This window comes from Chryseobacterium piscicola (assembly GCF_900156685.1).
In the GTDB taxonomy this organism is placed as follows: Bacteria; Bacteroidota; Bacteroidia; order Flavobacteriales; family Weeksellaceae; genus Chryseobacterium; species Chryseobacterium piscicola.
On sequence record NZ_FTOJ01000001.1, the window covers coordinates 215,598 to 232,132 of the forward strand.

Here is a 16,535-nt window from a genome sequence, read left to right on the forward strand (position 1 = left end):
TTTAATATTCAAATAAATGGTTCTCAGCAGAATTTGGTCGGCTTTCATTATCATCGCCATTGCCATTGCCAGTATAAAATACATTTCGTCTAGCCACTACAAAACCATTTTCAACGATATGGTTGTTGGAAAAGGCGGCGATACTGTACAAGTGGCAACTCAAAACATCAGTGTCCTTTCTCCAATCGTGAGAGACAGTTTGATGAAGAAAAATGATTTTGCAGACAGCAGAATTCATTACAAAACAGATTCTCTAAAGCAGAACGTTCAGGTATACCGCATACAGGAAGCAGATGGCGTCATCGGAACTTCAGAAACGGCAGTTAAAATCTGTATCGGATTGATTGGAATCATGACGCTTTTCATGGGATTCATGAGCATTGCTGAAAAAGCGGGCGGAATTAATTTATTGAGTAGATTTATTCAGCCATTTTTCTCAAGACTCTTCCCCGAAATCCCTAAAAATCATCCCGCATTCGGACACATGCTGATGAATTTCAGTGCTAATCTCTTAGGTTTAGACAATGCAGCAACACCATTTGGTTTAAAAGCAATGGAAAGTTTGCAGACTTTAAACCCTAATAAAGATACGGCAAGTAATTCTCAGATTATGTTTCTCTGCCTACACGCTGGAGGAATGACATTGATCCCGGTTTCTATCATTGCGATAAGAGCGTCGATGGGTTCAAAAACACCGACAGACATTTTCCTTCCTTGTATGATTGCAACTTTTGCAGCGACATTGGCAGCAATGATCATCGTTTCATTATACCAGAAAATAAATCTTTTAAAACCTGTTGTTCTTGCTTATGTTGGTGGAATTTCAGCCCTGATTGCCCTTTTGGTAGTGTATTTAGTTCAGTTAAGTAAAAATGAACTTGACGATTTCAGTAAAGTTTTAAGTAATGGTTTAATACTTTTTATTTTCTTAGCCATCGTTCTTGGAGCTGTTTACAAAAAAATAAATGTTTTTGATGCCTTTATCGAAGGCGCAAAAGAAGGTTTTTATACTTGCGTAAAAATCATCCCATATTTAGTCGGAATGTTGATTGCCATTTCTCTTCTGAGAACTTCTGGCGTTTTTGATGTTATTATCGACGGAATGAAATGGGTTGCCTATTCTACCAATCTCGATGCAAGATTTGTTGACGGACTTCCGACGGCTTTAATCAAACCACTGTCGGGTTCCGGAGCAAGAGGAATGATGGTGGATACGATGGCAACTTTCGGAGCAGACAGTTTCCAAGGGAAATTAGCAGCGGTTCTTCAGGGCAGTTCAGACACGACGTTTTACGTGATTGCAGTTTATTTTGGAGCTGTAGCCGTGAAGAATACGAGATACACCGTAATTGCGATGCTTTTGGCTGATTTAGTGGGTGTGATTACTGCGATTGGATTGGCGTACTTGTTTTTTGCTTAGAAAAGGGAAACATTTTTTTGAATTTTAAATAAAATGAAAATCAAATTAAGTTTAATAGCACTTTTAATTCTTTCTCTTAATTCTCTGTTGTTTGCACAAGGTGGATGGAATATTGGCTATTTGAATATTGGAGATGTTACGAAAGACCATGTTGGAAAAATATTTAGAATAGATTTTAAATCCAATAAATTAAGAGAAAAAGAACCTTCCATAAGATCGTATTTTCACACAAAAGATTCCAATTTTCTTTCAATTGACAGCAATACAATAGAATTTATAGAAGTAAGAAAAATCTATTCTGATGCAGGATATTATAAAGACCAATTTTTAGTCTGTAAAAAATGTAAGGCACCTCTAAGAATTTTAGATATGCTATTATTAGAAATAACAGAAGAAACATTAATTTTTGTTGCTGATTTTGAAACACAAATTAATGATCAGAATGAAAAAATAAGCTTCAAGAAAGAAATTGAAATTCACAAAAATGAGTTGGAAGGATTGATCTTTTTAAATTCAAAATTTTAAATTCAAAACCTATGATTACAGATAAAGAATTCACCCTAAGACTCATCCGTCAGTTATCTCAAGCGTTGGAGAAACTGATTTTAGACAAACCCGAAGAAAGTTTAATGCAGAAAGAGCTAGACTTTGATTCTTTAATGAAAGATATTTTTAAATTTGATTTTAAAGAACTTTCGGCAAAACCAAAGCAAGAAGTGATTGAAATTGTAAAAGAAAGACAAGAAAGAGATCACAAAGATTATTACGAAATGCTGGGGAATCTTTTCTATTACAATGGGAAAGTATTAAACAACAAAGACTTTTTAGACAAAGCAAAAACCTTCTACGAGCTTTATTTACAAACCAGCGGGATATTTGCACTTCCCATTATCAACAGAATCAACGAAATAAAAAAAGCACTTGAATAAAGTGCTTTTGTATTTTTAGAAAGTTATGCTGTATGTTCCAGATGAAGATACGCTTGCTTTTTCAGCTTTCACGTATTTTTTGACCCAAGCTACCGAAGTAGAAACCACACAAGGATCTGAAATTCCTTTTACGCGTCTTGCAGAAGAAATATTTCCTGCTTTATCAACAATATAAGCAATTGTAATAGAGCCACTGGCTGTACAATTATGACTGGGTTGGGTTCCCCCTCTGTTGTAAGTTCCGGGAATATAGTGAGTTAAACTTCTGTCGATTCCTATTTTACTATCCCCATTTCCATCACCACCTAAAGGATCGCCTACATTTCCAGGACCTTTGCCATTACCTTGATTTCCAGGGTTTTTTCCTCTTCCGTTTAGTAGGTTTCCAATGGCTGCATTTCCTTTTCCGTCGCCTCTTCCTATTGTGCTGTTGGCTGCAGTTGAACCTCCTTTAGTTTTGCTTTTTGTAGGAATTGATGTTGATTTAGTATTTGTTTTTGCTTCATCTTTCTTAGCAACCTTACGATTGTCATTACCAGAAATTGCTTTTTCCTTTACATCAGACTTCTTACTTTCTGCTTTTGGTTCAGTTTTAATGACCGTATTCGGTTCGGTTTCGGTTTCTATCGGTTCGGCAGTAGTCTCATCAACCTTGGCAGCCTGGCTTCCTTCCTGTGGAGCAGGTTCTTCAATGCCATCTCCGTTTCTATTGTCGCCGAAATTCACCAGCATTGTGGTAATTATTTCCGGCTTCTTTTCTTCTTCGGAAGGTTCAAGTTTATAAATAAATACGAACAACAAAATTGCAGACCATATCAAAACAGAAAGAATTCCGCTCTTAATCCGGTCTTTATTGTGTTCGTTTTTATCAAGTGTATAACTTCTCATTATCAGTTGTTTAACTTAATTTGAGATTAATCATTTTTTACTGTGGCAATTGCGATATTAAACTTATGCTTTTCTGCTATTGTCATTGCAAAAACCACGTCTTTGTGCATCGTATTTTCATCTGCACGTATGGTAAAAGATTTACCAGCTCTAGAGTTCAAAAGGCTTACAATGGTTTGTTCCACTTGTTCTTTTGCTACTGGTTTATCATCCACAAAGTAATTTCCTGTAGCATCAATGCTTAATGTCAGCGGATTTTGTGTATTGTCAGCTACCGTGTCAGCTGTCGGAAGTTTCACATCTATAGCGCTTTGGTTAGCTGCCGACGAGGTTACCATAAAGAAAATCAACATCAGCAGTATAACATCTGTCATTGCTGCTAAACTGAATTCTGGGTTAGCTTTATTTCTTCTCTGAATTTTCATCTTTAAAGATTATAAAGGTTTATTAATTACATCTAAAAATTCTCCAGACATATTTTGAGCATTCAGAACGAATTTGTCAATTCTTGTTAAGAGAAGATTGTATGCAAAATTTGCCGGAATAGCAACCGCCAAACCTACTGCAGTTTGCCCCAAAGCAGTATAAATTCCTTCAGATAAAGTTTTCGGAGAAAAAGAGCCTTCCGCTTCAGATAGTTTGTAGAAAGCAAGAATCATCCCGATTACGGTACCCAGAAGTCCCAACATTGGCGCAATGCTTGGTACAACCGCCAAAAGATTCAGATTTTTTTCCATATTTGCAACTTCTATCTGCGTTTGGGATTCCATTGCGCTTACTATATCAGAAACAGGTCTTCCCAATCTTGAAATTCCTTTTTCTAAAATTCTTGCCTCAGGAGAGTTTTGTGTTTTACAATAATCTAATGCAGAATCTATCTTTCCGTTTCTCACAAAGTCCTCAATATTATTCATAAAATTAGAATCTGTTTTTGAGGTCATTCTTTTAATGAAGAAGAATCTTTCAAAAAAAAGATACACAGAAAATACACCAAGCAAAATTACTGTAGCCATTACTATTTTGGCAAAAATACCTCCATGGAACATGATTTTCCAAAATGAAAACTCTGCATTTTCCGGAGCAACAACAGGAGCTACGACCTGTGCAAATAAAACATGAGTAAGTTCTGTTACAAGCATTAATCTGTATTTTTAGTAGTTTAAACGACAAAAATAAAGGAATATTATTAATTTTAATCTTAAAATATGCTTAAAATAAACCTTAGATTAGGAAATAGCAAATTTCTCTCCAAAAAAATTGAAGAGAAAACTGTCTGTATCGATTTATTTATTTTGAATTAATCTTCGTCTACCTCAATTTCATCTTGCTTAAATTCACATTTAAGTCTGAATGGAATCGTGTTTTCTGAACCTGTGTAGAAATCATCTATCTCGCCTTTCCAAATCAGCTGTAGTTCGCCATCTTCATCTTTTTCAAAACAAAGTTCGCTTTCATATAGGTAGGCTTCTTCGTCATCAAAAAGATCAACTTCAGTGTAAGAATCATCATCAGAATCGTTGATGAGGAATGTTTTGCCATCAATCTCGCCCGAATCTATTAGAAAATCATAAACTTTCATAGAGAGCTGAGGAAAATTGTATTGTAGTGAATCATCTTCCACATGGTCTAGACCATCATCTGTTGTGATTTCTACTTCCAAAAAATGTTGTTGATTGCTATAGACCGCTTTGCAATAAGTATGTTTGATATTGTATTTAAGCGTTTCGTCTGGATGGTAAATTTTTAAAATCCCTTTCATTATTTCGCGAAAAAAGAGCCGTAATGGTATGAATGTTAATTGTTTTAACAAAGATAGAAAATTGATGGAATGTGAAAAATTTTTTTAATTTTTTTTTAAAATTTAATATAGAAAAATTTTTGATGCAGAATTCTGTACATTTGTTTTCTTCAAAAAAATGATAATCATGCGAAAAATTGTATTGGGAAGCCTTTTGTGTATTGGCCTTGCAACTGCTGTTACCTCATGCCGGAAAACAGATTCCCCGCTTACCAAAGTTACTCCCAGTGATATAGATAGTATTGCTGCCAATTATTACGAGCAATATCTTAAGCTATATCCTATGGAAGCCACGCAACAAGGCGATTTACGGTATAATGATCAACTTCCAATTAATATAGATAAAGATTTTATTTCAGGGGAAATTGCTTTCTACACTTCGGTGCAAAAACAACTTGAAAATGTAGACTACGAAAGCCTTACAGATGATAAAAAAGTAGTTTTTGATGTACTTAATTTTACATTGAAAGATAAAATAGGAGCTTACGATTATCATCCGGAGTACATACCATTTACTCAGTTTGGAGGTTTACCGCTCACTTTTCCTTTGCTCGGAAGTGGGGAAGGAAGTCAGCCATTCAAAACTGAAAAAGATTATGAAGACTGGCTCAAAAGAATGGATAAATTTCCAGAATGGAGCGATGCAGCCATCAATAATTTTAAAGATGGAGTGAACGCAAAAATAGTTTTGCCAAAGAAATTGGTAATTAAAATGATTCCACAAATGAGAGCTGAGGAAATTATATCTTCTGATTCTGAAAAAAATATTTTCTTTGGTCCTGTAAGAAATTTCCCAAAAGAGTTTTCTGAAGAGACAAAAACAAAATTCACAAGCTTATTTGAAGAGTCAATCAAAAAAAATATTATACCTTCCTACACCAAGCTAGGAGATTTTCTTGAAAAAGAATATTATCCGAAAGCCCGTGATACAGACGGGTACAATAGTTTGCCGAATGGTGATAAAATCTATTCCTTCTACGCAAAAAGCTGGACGACCACCAATCTAACTCCCGAAGAAATCAACAAAATTGGTCTTCAGCAAGTTGCAATGCTGCGTGCCGAAATGGAGAAAGTAAAACTGCAGGTTGGCTTTGCAGGAACACTTGAAGAATTTATTACGCATGTGAAAAATGATCCGAAAGCCATGCCTTACAAAAACGCAGGTGAGGTTCTTAAGGCATTCAATGGGATTTTGGCGAAAATTACACCCAAACTGAAAACAATGTTCAGTGTAAATCCAAAAACGAAATTTGAAATCAGGCAAACCGAAAAATTCAGGGAAGCCAGTGCGAGTGCAGAATACATTCAGGGAACACCAGATGGTAAAAGACCAGGGATTTTCTATGTTCCGCTTCCGGATCCTACAAAATTTAATGTGACTTCAGGAATGGAATCTCTGTTTCTTCATGAGGCGATTCCTGGGCATCATTATCAGGTTTCGCTGCAACAGGAAAATTTGAATTTGCCTAAATTTATGAGATTCGGTTGGCTTGGTGCTTATGGCGAGGGCTGGGCTCACTATTGTGAAACGTTAGGTCCTGAGTTCGGGCTGTATACAGATCCTTACCAAAAAATGGGTTATCTAAGTGATCAAATGTTGCGGGCAGTAAGACTCGTTGTAGACACCGGGCTTCACACAGGAAAAATGAAAAGAGAGGAGGCAATTGCGTATTTTCTAAGCAATATTGCCTACGATGAACCGAGCGCAATCGCAGAAGTTGAAAGATACATGGCAATGCCCGGACAAGCGTTAGGCTATAAAATTGGTTCATTGAGAATTCGCGAACTGAGAGAGAGATATCAAAAAGAATTGGGAGCGAAATTTAGTCTTGCAAAATTCCATGATGAGATTCTTAGTCAGGGATGTCTCCCATTGGATGTTTTAAACAGAAAAATAGCACTTTGGGCGAAAAAGCAGAAATAAATAGTATTGAAATACAGAAATAAATAGGTAAAGTACAGCAGATTTAAAATCCTCACAGTAGAATAATAGCAGAAAAGCAATTTAACAAAAAAACCGCGGCAAAAATCTTTGCCGCGGTTCATATTTTATAATAAACTTACGCTTTCACAATATTAATAATCACTTCAGTTGCCTTCATCATACTTTCCAAAGCCACATACTCATAAGGTCCGTGGAAATTGATTCCTCCGGCAAAAATATTCGGACAAGGCAATCCCATGTAAGACAATTGCGCTCCATCTGTTCCGCCTCTGATGGCTTTTATTTTTGGTTCAATTCCTGCTTCTTTCATTGCTTTTGCTGCCAGATCTACGATGTGCATTTTGCCTTCAAACTGCTGCTTCATGTTTCTGTACTGCTCTTTAATTTCTATCTCTGCGGTTCCTTCGCCATGTTTTTGGTTAAATTCTGCAATTTTTTCCTCCATGAATTTTTTTCTTGCCTCATATTTTTCTTCGTTATGATCACGGATGATGTATTGAAGCTTAGCCTCAGAGATATCAGCAGTTACATCCATTAAATGATAAAACCCGTCAAAACCTTTCGTTGTAGCTGGAGTTTCATTTTCCGGCAACGTTTGAATAAACTCAGCGGCAAGCAAAGCAGCATTCACCATTTTTCCGTAGGCGTAACCGGGGTGTACGCTCAACCCGTGGATTTTTACAACGGCACCTGCAGCATTGAAGTTTTCATATTCCAGTTCGCCCACTTCTCCGCCGTCCATCGTGTAAGCGAATTCTGCTCCAAATTTAGCAACATCAAATTTGTGTGCTCCTCTTCCAATTTCTTCGTCTGGTGTAAAACCAACGGCAATTCTTCCGTGCTTAATTTCAGGATGGGCAATAAGGTATTCTGCAGCAGTTACAATTTCTGCACAACCCGCCTTGTCATCTGCTCCTAAAAGCGTGTTTCCATCAGTTGTAATCAACGTTTGACCGATATACTTTTTTAAACTTTCAAATTTTGAAGGCGACAAAGCAAATCCTGAAGTTTGATTTAAAACCAAATCGCTTCCGTCATAATTTTCCCAAACCTGAGGCTTCACATTCTCTCCACTGAAATCCGGCGAAGTGTCGTAATGAGATATAAATCCGATAGTTGGATGGTTGTCTTTTTCCAAATTAGAAGGAACATACCCCATAATGTATCCGTAATCGTCTATTGAAACGTCTTCTAGACCAATGTTTTTCAGTTCCTGCACGATATATTTTGCGATGTCCCACTGTCTTTCAGTAGATGGTGTAGTTTCGCTTTCTGCATCGCTGGTAGAATATATTTTTACGTAATTAAGAAAACGGTTTAGTAATTTTTCTTTCCAAAGTTGGTTAAATTCTATGGTACTCATTATTGATTTTAAATTTTCACAAAGGTAAACAATTTGTTAATTGAGAGAAATTCGAGATTAAATTTTAAACATTGCTTATAGTTCTTATTTGTATGTATTTATTTGATTTTTAATTATTTAAATTTAAAACAAGGGTTTAGAATAACAATTCATCAGAATGATTATATTTGGTACAAACAAAATAGAAATGTTTCTTACAGAATGTCCGCGCGATGCCATGCAAGGCTGGGGAGAGTTTATACCGACTTCCAAAAAGATAGATTACATTAACGCTTTAATGGATGTAGGTTTTGATGTGCTCGATTGCCTAAGCTTCGTATCTCCGAAAGCGATCCCTCAAATGGCTGATTCTGCAGAGGTTGCAGAGAATATTGATAAATCCGGTTCAGGAACTAAGGTTTCCGCCATCATAGGGAACTTCAGAGGAGCTGAAAAAGCTTTAAAATACAATTCAATTGATGTTTTAGGCTTTCCATTTTCCATTTCTGAAACTTTTCAGCACCGAAATACCAACAAAAGCCAGGAAGAGGCTTTCACAGATATTGTGAAAATTCTTGAACTTACAAAATCAGAGCACAGAAGTCTCAATATCTATTTCTCAATGGCTTTTGGAAATCCTTACGGCGAAATGTGGAAATTACAAGATGTAGAATTCTGGGCTAAAAGATTTTCTGAAGTAGGGATTGATAATATCTTACTTTCAGACACAACAGGCGTTGCTACAACTGAAACAATTGGGTTGGTTTTTGGCGAAATTCCTCAGAAATATCCCGAGATACACTTCGGAGCTCATTTTCATAACCGGTATGAAGATTCTTATAAAAAATTAAAAGCTGCTTACGACCAAGGCTGCCGCAGGTTTGATTCTGCTATCAAAGGAATCGGAGGCTGCCCAATGGCAAAAGATGATTTGGTAGGAAATATGCCGACTGAGCAAGTAATTAATTTTATGAGCGTAGAAAAAGCACCTCATGAACTGAATTTACTCAATTTTGAAAGTGCTTACAATAAAGCAAAAGATATTTTTCATTTTTAAAATAGAGAGAAATCAGCAAGATTTGGCTTTATCCAAAATTATTAAACTAAATTATTATGACTTCAAAAATAACTTACATCGGAGATTTAAGATGTTCCGCAGAACATTTGCAGTCCGGAACAATCATAGAAAGTGATGCGCCGACAGACAATCACGGGAAAGGCGAAAAGTTTTCTCCAACCGATATGTGTGCAACTTCTTTGGCAGAATGTGCTCTTACAACTATTGCCATTTTAGGTAAAGACAAAGATATTAATATCGATGGTGCTTACTGTAATCTGGAAAAAGTAATGGCTGCAAATCCACGCAGAATCAGCGAAATAAAATGTGAGTTTATTTTTAAAAATCAGTATTCTGATGAACAGAAAAAGACCATTGAAGAAATTGCATACAACTGTCCGGTTTCCAAAAGCCTGCATCCGGATTTGAAGCAGACGTTGAGTTTTGTTTATCAATAAAAATCTTATTTTTTAGAATATTATCAATAGAAGCGGGCTTTAGCCCGTTTTGTTTAGCGTTGAATTAAACAGATTTAGCCAAAATCTATTCACCAAAAACTCAATATGTCATCAATAATTTCCGCTTCAGATATAAAAAACATTTCAACAGAAAATCTTATTATTCTTGATGCCAGAGCAGGAAAAGAAGCGTACCAAAACTACCTTAAAAAGCATTTGAAAGGTGCCAGATTTATAAGTTTAGATAAAGAATTGGCTGAAATTGTAGAAGATGCCAGCTTTGGAGGAAGGCATCCACTTCCGGATTTGAAAAAATTTACTGAAACACTTTCCAATTTAGGAATTTCTAATGATTCCGACATTGTAATTTATGATGATAAATACGGAGCCAATGCCGCGGCCAGAGCGTGGTGGATGCTCAAAGCCTTTGGATTGAATAATGTAAAAGTTTTGGATGGAGGAATTCAGGCTGCTGAAAAAGAAAAACTGGAATTTTCTTCCGGAATAGAAACTTTTAGTAAGTCAGATTTCATTAAAATTAAAAACTGGCTTCTTCCATTGTCTTCATTGGAAGATGTTGAAAATGAATTAACAAACTATTCTGCAACGGTTATTGATGTAAGAGATTCTTATCGTTACAAAGGCGAATCTGAACCGATTGATTTAGTGGCTGGGCATATTTCTGGAGCTATAAATATTCCGTTTTCTGAAAATTTGGATCACAACGGAAGTTTTTTGAAACCTGATATTTTGAAAGAGAAATATTCAGCATTTTTAAAAGGTCTTCCTCACAAGTTGATTATTCATTGTGGTTCGGGCGTAACTGCCTGTCACACAATTTTAGCTTTGCATGAAGCTGGTTTTGAAATTCCCAATCTGTACGTTGGCTCATGGAGCGAATGGAGTAGAAGAGAAGGGAAGAAAGTTGCAACAGAAATCTAGTTTTCCTCCAAAATCTGCTGTGCTGCAGTCTTCGAAGTCACTTTTTCAATCACTCTCGTGCAGACTCCTTTTTCGTTGAAGATAAAAGTGGTTCTTACGATTCCCATGTAAGTTTTTCCGAAAGTTTTCTTTTCCTGCCAAACGCCGAATTTCTCAATGATGTCATGGTTTTCATCAGCAATCAAATCGTAAGGAAATGAAAATTTAGAATGAAAATTTTTCTGTTTTTTCACAGAATCCCCACTGATTCCCAATAATTGAAAACCCGCTTTTTTCAAGTCTGAATAATTATCGCTTAAATTACAAGCTTCAACCGTACAAGTGGGCGTACTCGCCTGAGGATAAAAGAAAACTACGAGTTTTTGGTTTTTAAAATTTTCAGAATTAATTGTTTCGCCATCCTGATTTACGCTTTCAAATTTTGGTAACGCGTCTCCAACTTTCAACATATTTTTTAATTTTGCTCAAATTTAAAGTTTAAATGACAAAAAAACAAAGAGCTGAACTCATTCAACAGGAATTGGAAAAACTTTATCCCGAAGTTCCTATTCCGCTGGATCATACTGATGCCTATACTCTGATGGTTGCAGTGGCACTTTCGGCTCAGACTACCGATAAAAAAGTGAATCAGGTGACGCCGGAACTTTTCGCAGTGGCCGGTACACCACAGAGAATGGCGAAATTGGAAGAGTTTCAAATCAAAGAACTGATAAAAGAAATCGGTCTTTCCAATACGAAAGCAAAAAACCTGAAAAGAATGGCCGAACTTCTTTTGGAAAATCACAACGGAATCGTTCCCCAAACGTATGAAGAGCTCGAAGCGCTTCCCGGCGTAGGGCATAAAACTGCCTCGGTGGTGATGAGCCAAGGGTTTGGTTATCCTGCATTTCCTGTTGATACGCATATTCATCGTTTAATGACGCAGTGGAAACTTACCTCTGGTAAAAATGTTGTGGAAACCGAGCGGGATGCAAAAACGCTTTGGAAAGAAGAGGTGTGGAACAAACTTCACCTTCAGATTATTTTTTATGGAAGAGAATATTCTCCGGCGAGAGGGAAGGGAGAAAAAGATTTTTTAACAAAAATGCTTTTCGAAAAGTAGAATATAGTTTTTATCAATCCTCTAAATTATCATTTTTTTTGCCAAAAGTAATATCGTAATTTTGTGGCTCAACTAAGAACTCCCGTTAAGAGTTTCGTAAAATTGAATAAAATGAAAGTAGTAGTAGGCCTCTCCGGAGGTGTAGATTCGAGTGTTACAGCGTATTTGCTGCAGCAGCAAGGCCATGAAGTCGTGGCTTTATTTATGAGAAACTGGAACGATGCTTCCGTTACTTTAGAAGACGAATGCCCGTGGATTGAAGACAGTAATGATGCCTTAATGGTGGCTCAGAAATTAGGTATTCCGTTTCAGGTGATTGACATGAGCGATTTGTATAAAGAAAGAATCGTTGATTATATGTTTGATGAATATCAGAAAGGTAGAACGCCTAATCCTGATGTTTTGTGCAACAGAGAAGTGAAATTTGATGTTTTTATGAAAACTGCAATGTCTTTGGGTGCCGATAAAGTGGCCACTGGGCATTACGCAAGAGTAGATTCTACTTTTGATGAAAATGGCAAAGAAATCTTCCATCTTCTGGCTGGAAAAGACAATAATAAAGACCAATCATACTTCTTGTGTCAGCTTAATCAGGATCAATTGTCTAATGCTTTATTTCCTATTGGAGAACTTACGAAACCCAGAGTGCGCGAAATTGCCAAGGAAATCGGTTTAGTGACGGCTGATAAAAAAGATTCTCAGGGGTTGTGTTTTATTGGTAAAGTAAGCTTGCCACAGTTTTTGCAACAGCAATTGGTACCGAAAGAAGGAGAAATTGTTGAAATTTTCAAAGATTCGCCATTGTTTTCTCAAGAAATTCCCGATTTTTCTTCAAAAGAAGAAGAGCTTGAATTTTTAAGCAGAAAAATAAAATATAAAAAAGCGGATGGAAAAGTAATCGGAAAGCATCAGGGTGCTCAGTTTTTTACCATCGGACAAAGCAAAGGACTTGGCATTGGCGGTCATAAAGAATCGTGCTTTATCGTTTCCAGAGATATGGAAAATAATATCATCTTCGTTGGAGAAAGTCACAGTTTTCCAGGTTTACACAAGAAAGCTCTGAAAATTGCTCAATCAGAACTGCATTGGGTTCGGGAAGATTTAAAATTGAAAAATGGTGAATCTATGGATGTTATGGCAAGATTTCGATACAGACAAGAGCTTCAACAGGCAAAGATTTACCAATTTGAAGACGTTTTTTATATGGAATTTGAAAATCCTCAATCGGCTATTGCAGAAGGGCAATTTGCATCGTGGTATATTGCTGATGAATTGATTGGAAGTGGTGTAATTTCGTAAACAGCAAATAATGTTATTACAAAAACAAATCCCATAGCCCCGATCACAGCATTTGTTTGAGCTCATTTTCTTTTGAAAAAAAGAAAATAGCGAGTGCGGAGAGCGGGATCAGCTCTTGAAAATGATTATTCGACGAAATTTTACCATTCATCTACACAAAAGGCTTATACTTCTATAAGCCTTTATTTATGGGTTTAGGTTCTTGTTTCATTAATGAAACACCTTAAGAATAAGAAATAATTAGTTTTAGAAGCAAGTTTATAAGTTGGCGCAGTCATCACAGCAGAACAGAGTAGAAGTGAAGAATGAGTATATGAGACCACGACCAAAAAGAGTTTTACTAAGAAACGGGATTGATAGATGCTCAAAATAAAGGGAGAGAAAGTAAAGAGCGAAAATCAACCTACAATTGTTCATTTGGATGAGTTCAGAAGATTTTTGGTCTTTTTTATCTACGAAATGAGCCAATCTTTGAAGTCTTTCACCCGTTCTCGGCTCACTGAAATTTCTTCATCAGGCTGAAAATTTAATTCGACTTTGTAATTTGGTGACGTATGAATGTTTTTTATGTAATCTGAATTGATAATGAATTGTCTATTTGTGCGAAAAAACTTTTGATTATCAAGAATATCTGATAATTCATCTAAAGTAAAATCTGTAGGGTAAGTTCTTTCTTGAGTTTGCAGATAAACTATTTTATTTTCGCTGAAAAAACAGCTTATTTCTGATGTTTGAACAATTTTTAGATTGTACCCTATTTTAACTAAGATCCGGGAAAGCGTAGATTTATCTTTTTTAATTAAATCTTTAATTTCCTGAGAATTTACGGGATTGCCTGAAGGAAGAAATGATTTGAATTTTTCTAAAGCAGCAGATAAATCTTCATCCATAATAGGTTTCAAAAGATAATCTATGCTGTTGAGTTTAAAGGCTTTCAAAGTGTATTGATCAAATGCCGTTGTGTAGATTATAAAAGCTTTAGTTGGAATTTTTTCGAAAATATCAAAAGAAACACCGTCGCCTAAGACGATATCTGAAAAAATAAGCTGCGGATGTTCATTTTCCGAAAACCATTGTACACCTTCTTCCACAGATTCTATTTTGGCAACAATTTCTATCTCCGGAAACCCATTAAGCATTCTTTCAATTTTTCTGGCTGCCGGTTTTTCATCTTCTATAATGAGTGTTCTGATCATTTTGTAATTTGGTTTTAATCTCCGCTCTAAAATTAATTAAATCTTTCTGTTTTTAGAAATTTATAGGCTTTTGCTTTTTTTAATTTCGTTTTGCCTTATTTTTTCTTCCCACTCAGAGTTTAGGATAAATATTTTTACTGCTTTTACGGCAATTACAATTCCCCAAATAGTTAAAATAATTGAGCCAGAAATAATAGCTTCTTCAAAATCTCCAAATCTAGTGATTCTTCTTGTGAAAATGAATAATGCTACTATTGCGAACCACATACAGTTTTTGTAAAATGATTTTAATTCTTTTACTTTTTCTTGTGCGTTTTTATATTCCATGATGCTGATTTTTATTTGATTAATTACAGTTGTTTAAAGTTGTTTTGAGCTTTTTTTTCTTGTGACATCAATTCCATTATCTTTTTTTCTTCCCAGTTTTTCCCTATCCCGAAAGTATTTACGGCATGTGCTACAATGCCAAATCCCCAACCCAACATTGGCCAATAAAACCACAAATGCTTGGGTGTATTGATTAAATTAATAATAAGTAAAAACGGAATTACTAAGCAATATGATGTAAGATTTCCGTAGAATCCTTTAAGGTCTTTTACTCTTTTTGCCGCTTTTTCGTAAGCTAAATTTTCTTTGTTGTAAGTAATGTTTTCCATAATGTTTTGTTTTAAAAAAGAATATTTGTTTTTGTTAAGACAAATGTAGAATAAGAAATAGCCTCAACTCAATTTAATATAACCCAACGGTCATTTTTGGCGACTGAACTGCAAAAATCCCGACTCTGCAGAGTCGGGATTTTGTTTTTTGTAAAATAAACCTAGAAAAAGATTACTTTTTTTTCTCCATTATTTCTCTTATTTTTTTGTCTTCCCAAGACTTTCCAATAGCAAAAACACTCATGCCATGACCTATAACGCCGATCCCCCAACCCATTAATGGCCAGTAAAACCATAGTTGTTTCGGTGAAGTAATGAGATTTAAAATAATTAGAAAAATAGTAACAATTACATAACTGATGAGGTTTGAGTAAAAACTTTTCAGTTCCTTTACTCTTTTATGAGCTCTTTCGTAAGCAAGATTATCGTTTTCTGGTTTTGGCTTTTCTGCCAAAGGTTTCTCTTCCAAAACCGGAAGCTTTACTTTAAAATAGTCTTCAGATTTTTCTATAAAAACATTCCTTTTAGTTAAAAGGGCGTAGCGTTGAACAATATTGGCCAAGCCAATTCCTGCGCTTTCTCTAAGCTGTTCTCTAGCCTGAAGATTATTTTCTATGCAAAGACAATCATTTTGGGTAAAAATAGTGATGATTAATGGTTTGGATGAGGTTGCAAAATTATGTTTGATGCAATTTTCTAAAAGCAACTGCAATGAAAGCGGAACAACAAATTTTCGAAGGTCATTTTCGCTCACATTAAATTCAAAATCTACGCTGTCTTCAAATCTTGTTTTCAATAATTCGCAGTAGGTTTTGGCAAAATCAATCTCATCCTGGATGGTTACCAATTCTTTGTCTTTTTGTTCCAGAACATATCTGTAAATCTTAGACATAGAAGAGGTAAACTTCTGTGCCTGTTTAGGATTTTCATCAATTAATGAACTTAGAACGTTGAGAGAATTAAAAAGAAAATGAGGATCGAGCTGGTTTTTTAAGCTTTCAAATTGTGCATTGGCAGATTTTGCGATGAGTTTTTGCTCTACGACTTCTTTTTTAGACGTTTTTTTCAGCTCATCCATAAAACCTTTCGCATGGAGAAAAGCAGAAATCAATAGGGCAACATTGATGGTAAACCAATTGATGAAATTATACCTTCCCGTAAAATATTCTTGCGTGGTTGCCGCTTTTTGAAAGACCACAAAATTCATATAATTACAAAAATAAACCAAGACAGTATTGGTAATCAAAATAACAATAATGCTTATTATACCTCTCTTTGTAGTAGCTTCAGACCAAGGGAATTTTTTATTGAGATAATCGTTAATCAAGCCATTTCCTGCTCCCAAAAAAAAGGAATACATAAATGAAATGAGTACAGTAAGCATGAAGTTTTCTATTGTTTTCTCATTTGTAAATGCCAAAAAGAAAAACATTGATGTTCCCAGAGAAATCCATGCTAAAGTGATAAAATTCTTGCGTTTCATAATCTAATTTGAAGCTTAAT

At 35.5% G+C, this 16,535-nt stretch carries 19 protein-coding genes; 9 read left to right on the top strand and 10 right to left on the bottom strand.

What is annotated here, in order from left to right; genetic code table 11:
• Window positions 1-16: 16 nt before the first annotated feature.
• Genes BW939_RS01035 through BW939_RS01045 form a run of 3 tightly spaced genes read left to right on the top strand, consistent with a single transcriptional unit; the run spans window position 17 to window position 2,349 of the window.
• Window positions 17-1,420, top strand: a complete 1,404-nt coding sequence (locus BW939_RS01035; RefSeq protein ID WP_076448945.1) for a nucleoside recognition domain-containing protein — start codon at window positions 17-19, stop codon at window positions 1,418-1,420.
• Window positions 1,421-1,453: 33 nt separating this feature from the next.
• A complete protein-coding gene (locus tag BW939_RS01040) occupies window positions 1,454-1,945 on the top strand; it encodes a hypothetical protein (RefSeq protein WP_076448947.1) in 492 nt (163 codons plus the stop codon).
• 11 nt (window positions 1,946-1,956) lie between these two features.
• Entirely contained in the window at window positions 1,957-2,349 is a 393-nt protein-coding gene (locus tag BW939_RS01045; protein ID WP_076448957.1) for a hypothetical protein, read from the top strand.
• 15 nt (window positions 2,350-2,364) lie between these two features.
• On the opposite strand, the gene BW939_RS01050 is transcribed toward BW939_RS01045, so the two are convergent.
• The 4 genes from BW939_RS01050 to BW939_RS01065 all read right to left on the bottom strand — a co-directional run bounded on the left by BW939_RS01050 (window position 2,365) and on the right by BW939_RS01065 (window position 4,996).
• Window positions 2,365-3,237 (bottom strand): ferric siderophore ABC transporter substrate-binding protein, encoded by an 873-nt coding sequence (locus BW939_RS01050; RefSeq protein ID WP_076448958.1) that lies wholly within the window; start codon window positions 3,235-3,237, stop codon window positions 2,365-2,367.
• 26 nt (window positions 3,238-3,263) lie between these two features.
• A complete protein-coding gene (locus tag BW939_RS01055) occupies window positions 3,264-3,662 on the bottom strand; it encodes an ExbD/TolR family protein (RefSeq protein ID WP_076448960.1) in 399 nt (132 codons plus the stop codon).
• Between the two features lie 9 nt (window positions 3,663-3,671).
• Window positions 3,672-4,376 carry a MotA/TolQ/ExbB proton channel family protein gene (locus BW939_RS01060; RefSeq protein WP_076448962.1) on the bottom strand — a complete coding sequence of 235 codons (705 nt, stop codon included), beginning with the start codon at window positions 4,374-4,376 and terminating at the stop codon, window positions 3,672-3,674.
• Window positions 4,377-4,534: 158 nt separating this feature from the next.
• Window positions 4,535-4,996, bottom strand: coding sequence for a hypothetical protein (locus BW939_RS01065; RefSeq protein ID WP_076448964.1), 462 nt, complete (start codon window positions 4,994-4,996; stop codon window positions 4,535-4,537).
• Between the two features lie 166 nt (window positions 4,997-5,162).
• On the opposite strand from BW939_RS01065, the gene BW939_RS01070 reads away from it, so the two are divergent.
• Window positions 5,163-6,959, top strand: a complete 1,797-nt coding sequence (locus BW939_RS01070; RefSeq protein ID WP_076450070.1) for a DUF885 domain-containing protein — start codon at window positions 5,163-5,165, stop codon at window positions 6,957-6,959.
• Between the two features lie 136 nt (window positions 6,960-7,095).
• Here BW939_RS01070 and pepT read toward each other — a convergent pair whose 3' ends face one another.
• The gene (gene pepT / locus BW939_RS01075) at window positions 7,096-8,343 is read right to left on the bottom strand and encodes a peptidase T (RefSeq protein WP_076448966.1); all 1,248 of its coding nucleotides are present in this window, start codon (window positions 8,341-8,343) and stop codon (window positions 7,096-7,098) included.
• Window positions 8,344-8,530: 187 nt separating this feature from the next.
• On the opposite strand from pepT, the gene BW939_RS01080 reads away from it, so the two are divergent.
• From BW939_RS01080 to BW939_RS01090, 3 genes are all read left to right on the top strand, one after another.
• Window positions 8,531-9,379, top strand: coding sequence for a hydroxymethylglutaryl-CoA lyase (locus BW939_RS01080; RefSeq protein ID WP_076450072.1), 849 nt, complete (start codon window positions 8,531-8,533; stop codon window positions 9,377-9,379).
• Window positions 9,380-9,435: 56 nt separating this feature from the next.
• Window positions 9,436-9,837, top strand: a complete 402-nt coding sequence (locus tag BW939_RS01085) for an OsmC family protein (protein ID WP_076448968.1) — start codon at window positions 9,436-9,438, stop codon at window positions 9,835-9,837.
• A gap of 105 nt (window positions 9,838-9,942) precedes the next feature.
• Entirely contained in the window at window positions 9,943-10,779 is an 837-nt protein-coding gene (locus tag BW939_RS01090; RefSeq protein WP_076448970.1) for a sulfurtransferase, read from the top strand.
• On the opposite strand, the gene bcp is transcribed toward BW939_RS01090, so the two are convergent.
• Window positions 10,776-11,228, bottom strand: a complete 453-nt coding sequence (bcp, locus tag BW939_RS01095) for a thioredoxin-dependent thiol peroxidase (RefSeq protein WP_076448972.1) — start codon at window positions 11,226-11,228, stop codon at window positions 10,776-10,778. The genes BW939_RS01090 and bcp overlap by 4 nt on opposite strands.
• Window positions 11,229-11,260: 32 nt before the next feature.
• Here bcp and BW939_RS01100 point away from each other — a divergent pair, with 32 nt between their 5' ends.
• Together BW939_RS01100 and mnmA are read left to right on the top strand one after the other, a co-directional pair.
• A complete protein-coding gene (locus BW939_RS01100; RefSeq protein WP_076448974.1) occupies window positions 11,261-11,881 on the top strand; it encodes an endonuclease III domain-containing protein in 621 nt (206 codons plus the stop codon).
• A gap of 102 nt (window positions 11,882-11,983) precedes the next feature.
• Entirely contained in the window at window positions 11,984-13,180 is a 1,197-nt protein-coding gene (gene mnmA, locus BW939_RS01105) for a tRNA 2-thiouridine(34) synthase MnmA (protein ID WP_262484463.1), read from the top strand.
• A gap of 452 nt (window positions 13,181-13,632) precedes the next feature.
• Here mnmA and BW939_RS01110 read toward each other — a convergent pair whose 3' ends face one another.
• The 4 genes from BW939_RS01110 to BW939_RS01125 all read right to left on the bottom strand — a co-directional run bounded on the left by BW939_RS01110 (window position 13,633) and on the right by BW939_RS01125 (window position 16,515).
• Window positions 13,633-14,376 carry a LytR/AlgR family response regulator transcription factor gene (locus tag BW939_RS01110; RefSeq protein ID WP_084566562.1) on the bottom strand — a complete coding sequence of 248 codons (744 nt, stop codon included), beginning with the start codon at window positions 14,374-14,376 and terminating at the stop codon, window positions 13,633-13,635.
• 60 nt (window positions 14,377-14,436) lie between these two features.
• On the bottom strand, window positions 14,437-14,703 hold the full coding sequence (locus BW939_RS01115; RefSeq protein WP_076448977.1) for a 2TM domain-containing protein: 267 nt from the start codon (window positions 14,701-14,703) through the stop codon (window positions 14,437-14,439).
• Window positions 14,704-14,726: 23 nt separating this feature from the next.
• The gene (locus tag BW939_RS01120; RefSeq protein WP_076448979.1) at window positions 14,727-15,032 is read right to left on the bottom strand and encodes a 2TM domain-containing protein; all 306 of its coding nucleotides are present in this window, start codon (window positions 15,030-15,032) and stop codon (window positions 14,727-14,729) included.
• 172 nt (window positions 15,033-15,204) lie between these two features.
• Entirely contained in the window at window positions 15,205-16,515 is a 1,311-nt protein-coding gene (locus BW939_RS01125) for a 2TM domain-containing protein (protein WP_076448981.1), read from the bottom strand.
• Window positions 16,516-16,535 lie beyond the last annotated feature (20 nt).

Bases quoted from the DNA above. Each gene is read 5' to 3' on its own strand.
- BW939_RS01035 (WP_076448945.1), top strand. From the start codon at position 17: ATGGTTCTCAGCAGAATTTGGTCGGCTTTCATTATCATCGCCATTGCC.
- BW939_RS01040 (WP_076448947.1), top strand. From the start codon at position 1,454: ATGAAAATCAAATTAAGTTTAATAGCACTTTTAATTCTTTCTCTTAAT.
- BW939_RS01045 (WP_076448957.1), top strand. From the start codon at position 1,957: ATGATTACAGATAAAGAATTCACCCTAAGACTCATCCGTCAGTTATCT.
- BW939_RS01050 (WP_076448958.1), bottom strand. From the start codon at position 3,237: ATGAGAAGTTATACACTTGATAAAAACGAACACAATAAAGACCGGATT.
- BW939_RS01055 (WP_076448960.1), bottom strand. From the start codon at position 3,662: ATGAAAATTCAGAGAAGAAATAAAGCTAACCCAGAATTCAGTTTAGCA.
- BW939_RS01060 (WP_076448962.1), bottom strand. From the start codon at position 4,376: ATGCTTGTAACAGAACTTACTCATGTTTTATTTGCACAGGTCGTAGCT.
- BW939_RS01065 (WP_076448964.1), bottom strand. From the start codon at position 4,996: ATGAAAGGGATTTTAAAAATTTACCATCCAGACGAAACGCTTAAATAC.
- BW939_RS01070 (WP_076450070.1), top strand. From the start codon at position 5,163: ATGCGAAAAATTGTATTGGGAAGCCTTTTGTGTATTGGCCTTGCAACT.
- pepT (WP_076448966.1), bottom strand. From the start codon at position 8,343: ATGAGTACCATAGAATTTAACCAACTTTGGAAAGAAAAATTACTAAAC.
- BW939_RS01080 (WP_076450072.1), top strand. From the start codon at position 8,531: ATGTTTCTTACAGAATGTCCGCGCGATGCCATGCAAGGCTGGGGAGAG.
- BW939_RS01085 (WP_076448968.1), top strand. From the start codon at position 9,436: ATGACTTCAAAAATAACTTACATCGGAGATTTAAGATGTTCCGCAGAA.
- BW939_RS01090 (WP_076448970.1), top strand. From the start codon at position 9,943: ATGTCATCAATAATTTCCGCTTCAGATATAAAAAACATTTCAACAGAA.
- bcp (WP_076448972.1), bottom strand. From the start codon at position 11,228: ATGTTGAAAGTTGGAGACGCGTTACCAAAATTTGAAAGCGTAAATCAG.
- BW939_RS01100 (WP_076448974.1), top strand. From the start codon at position 11,261: ATGACAAAAAAACAAAGAGCTGAACTCATTCAACAGGAATTGGAAAAA.
- BW939_RS01110 (WP_084566562.1), bottom strand. From the start codon at position 14,376: ATGATCAGAACACTCATTATAGAAGATGAAAAACCGGCAGCCAGAAAA.
- BW939_RS01115 (WP_076448977.1), bottom strand. From the start codon at position 14,703: ATGGAATATAAAAACGCACAAGAAAAAGTAAAAGAATTAAAATCATTT.
- BW939_RS01120 (WP_076448979.1), bottom strand. From the start codon at position 15,032: ATGGAAAACATTACTTACAACAAAGAAAATTTAGCTTACGAAAAAGCG.
- BW939_RS01125 (WP_076448981.1), bottom strand. From the start codon at position 16,515: ATGAAACGCAAGAATTTTATCACTTTAGCATGGATTTCTCTGGGAACA.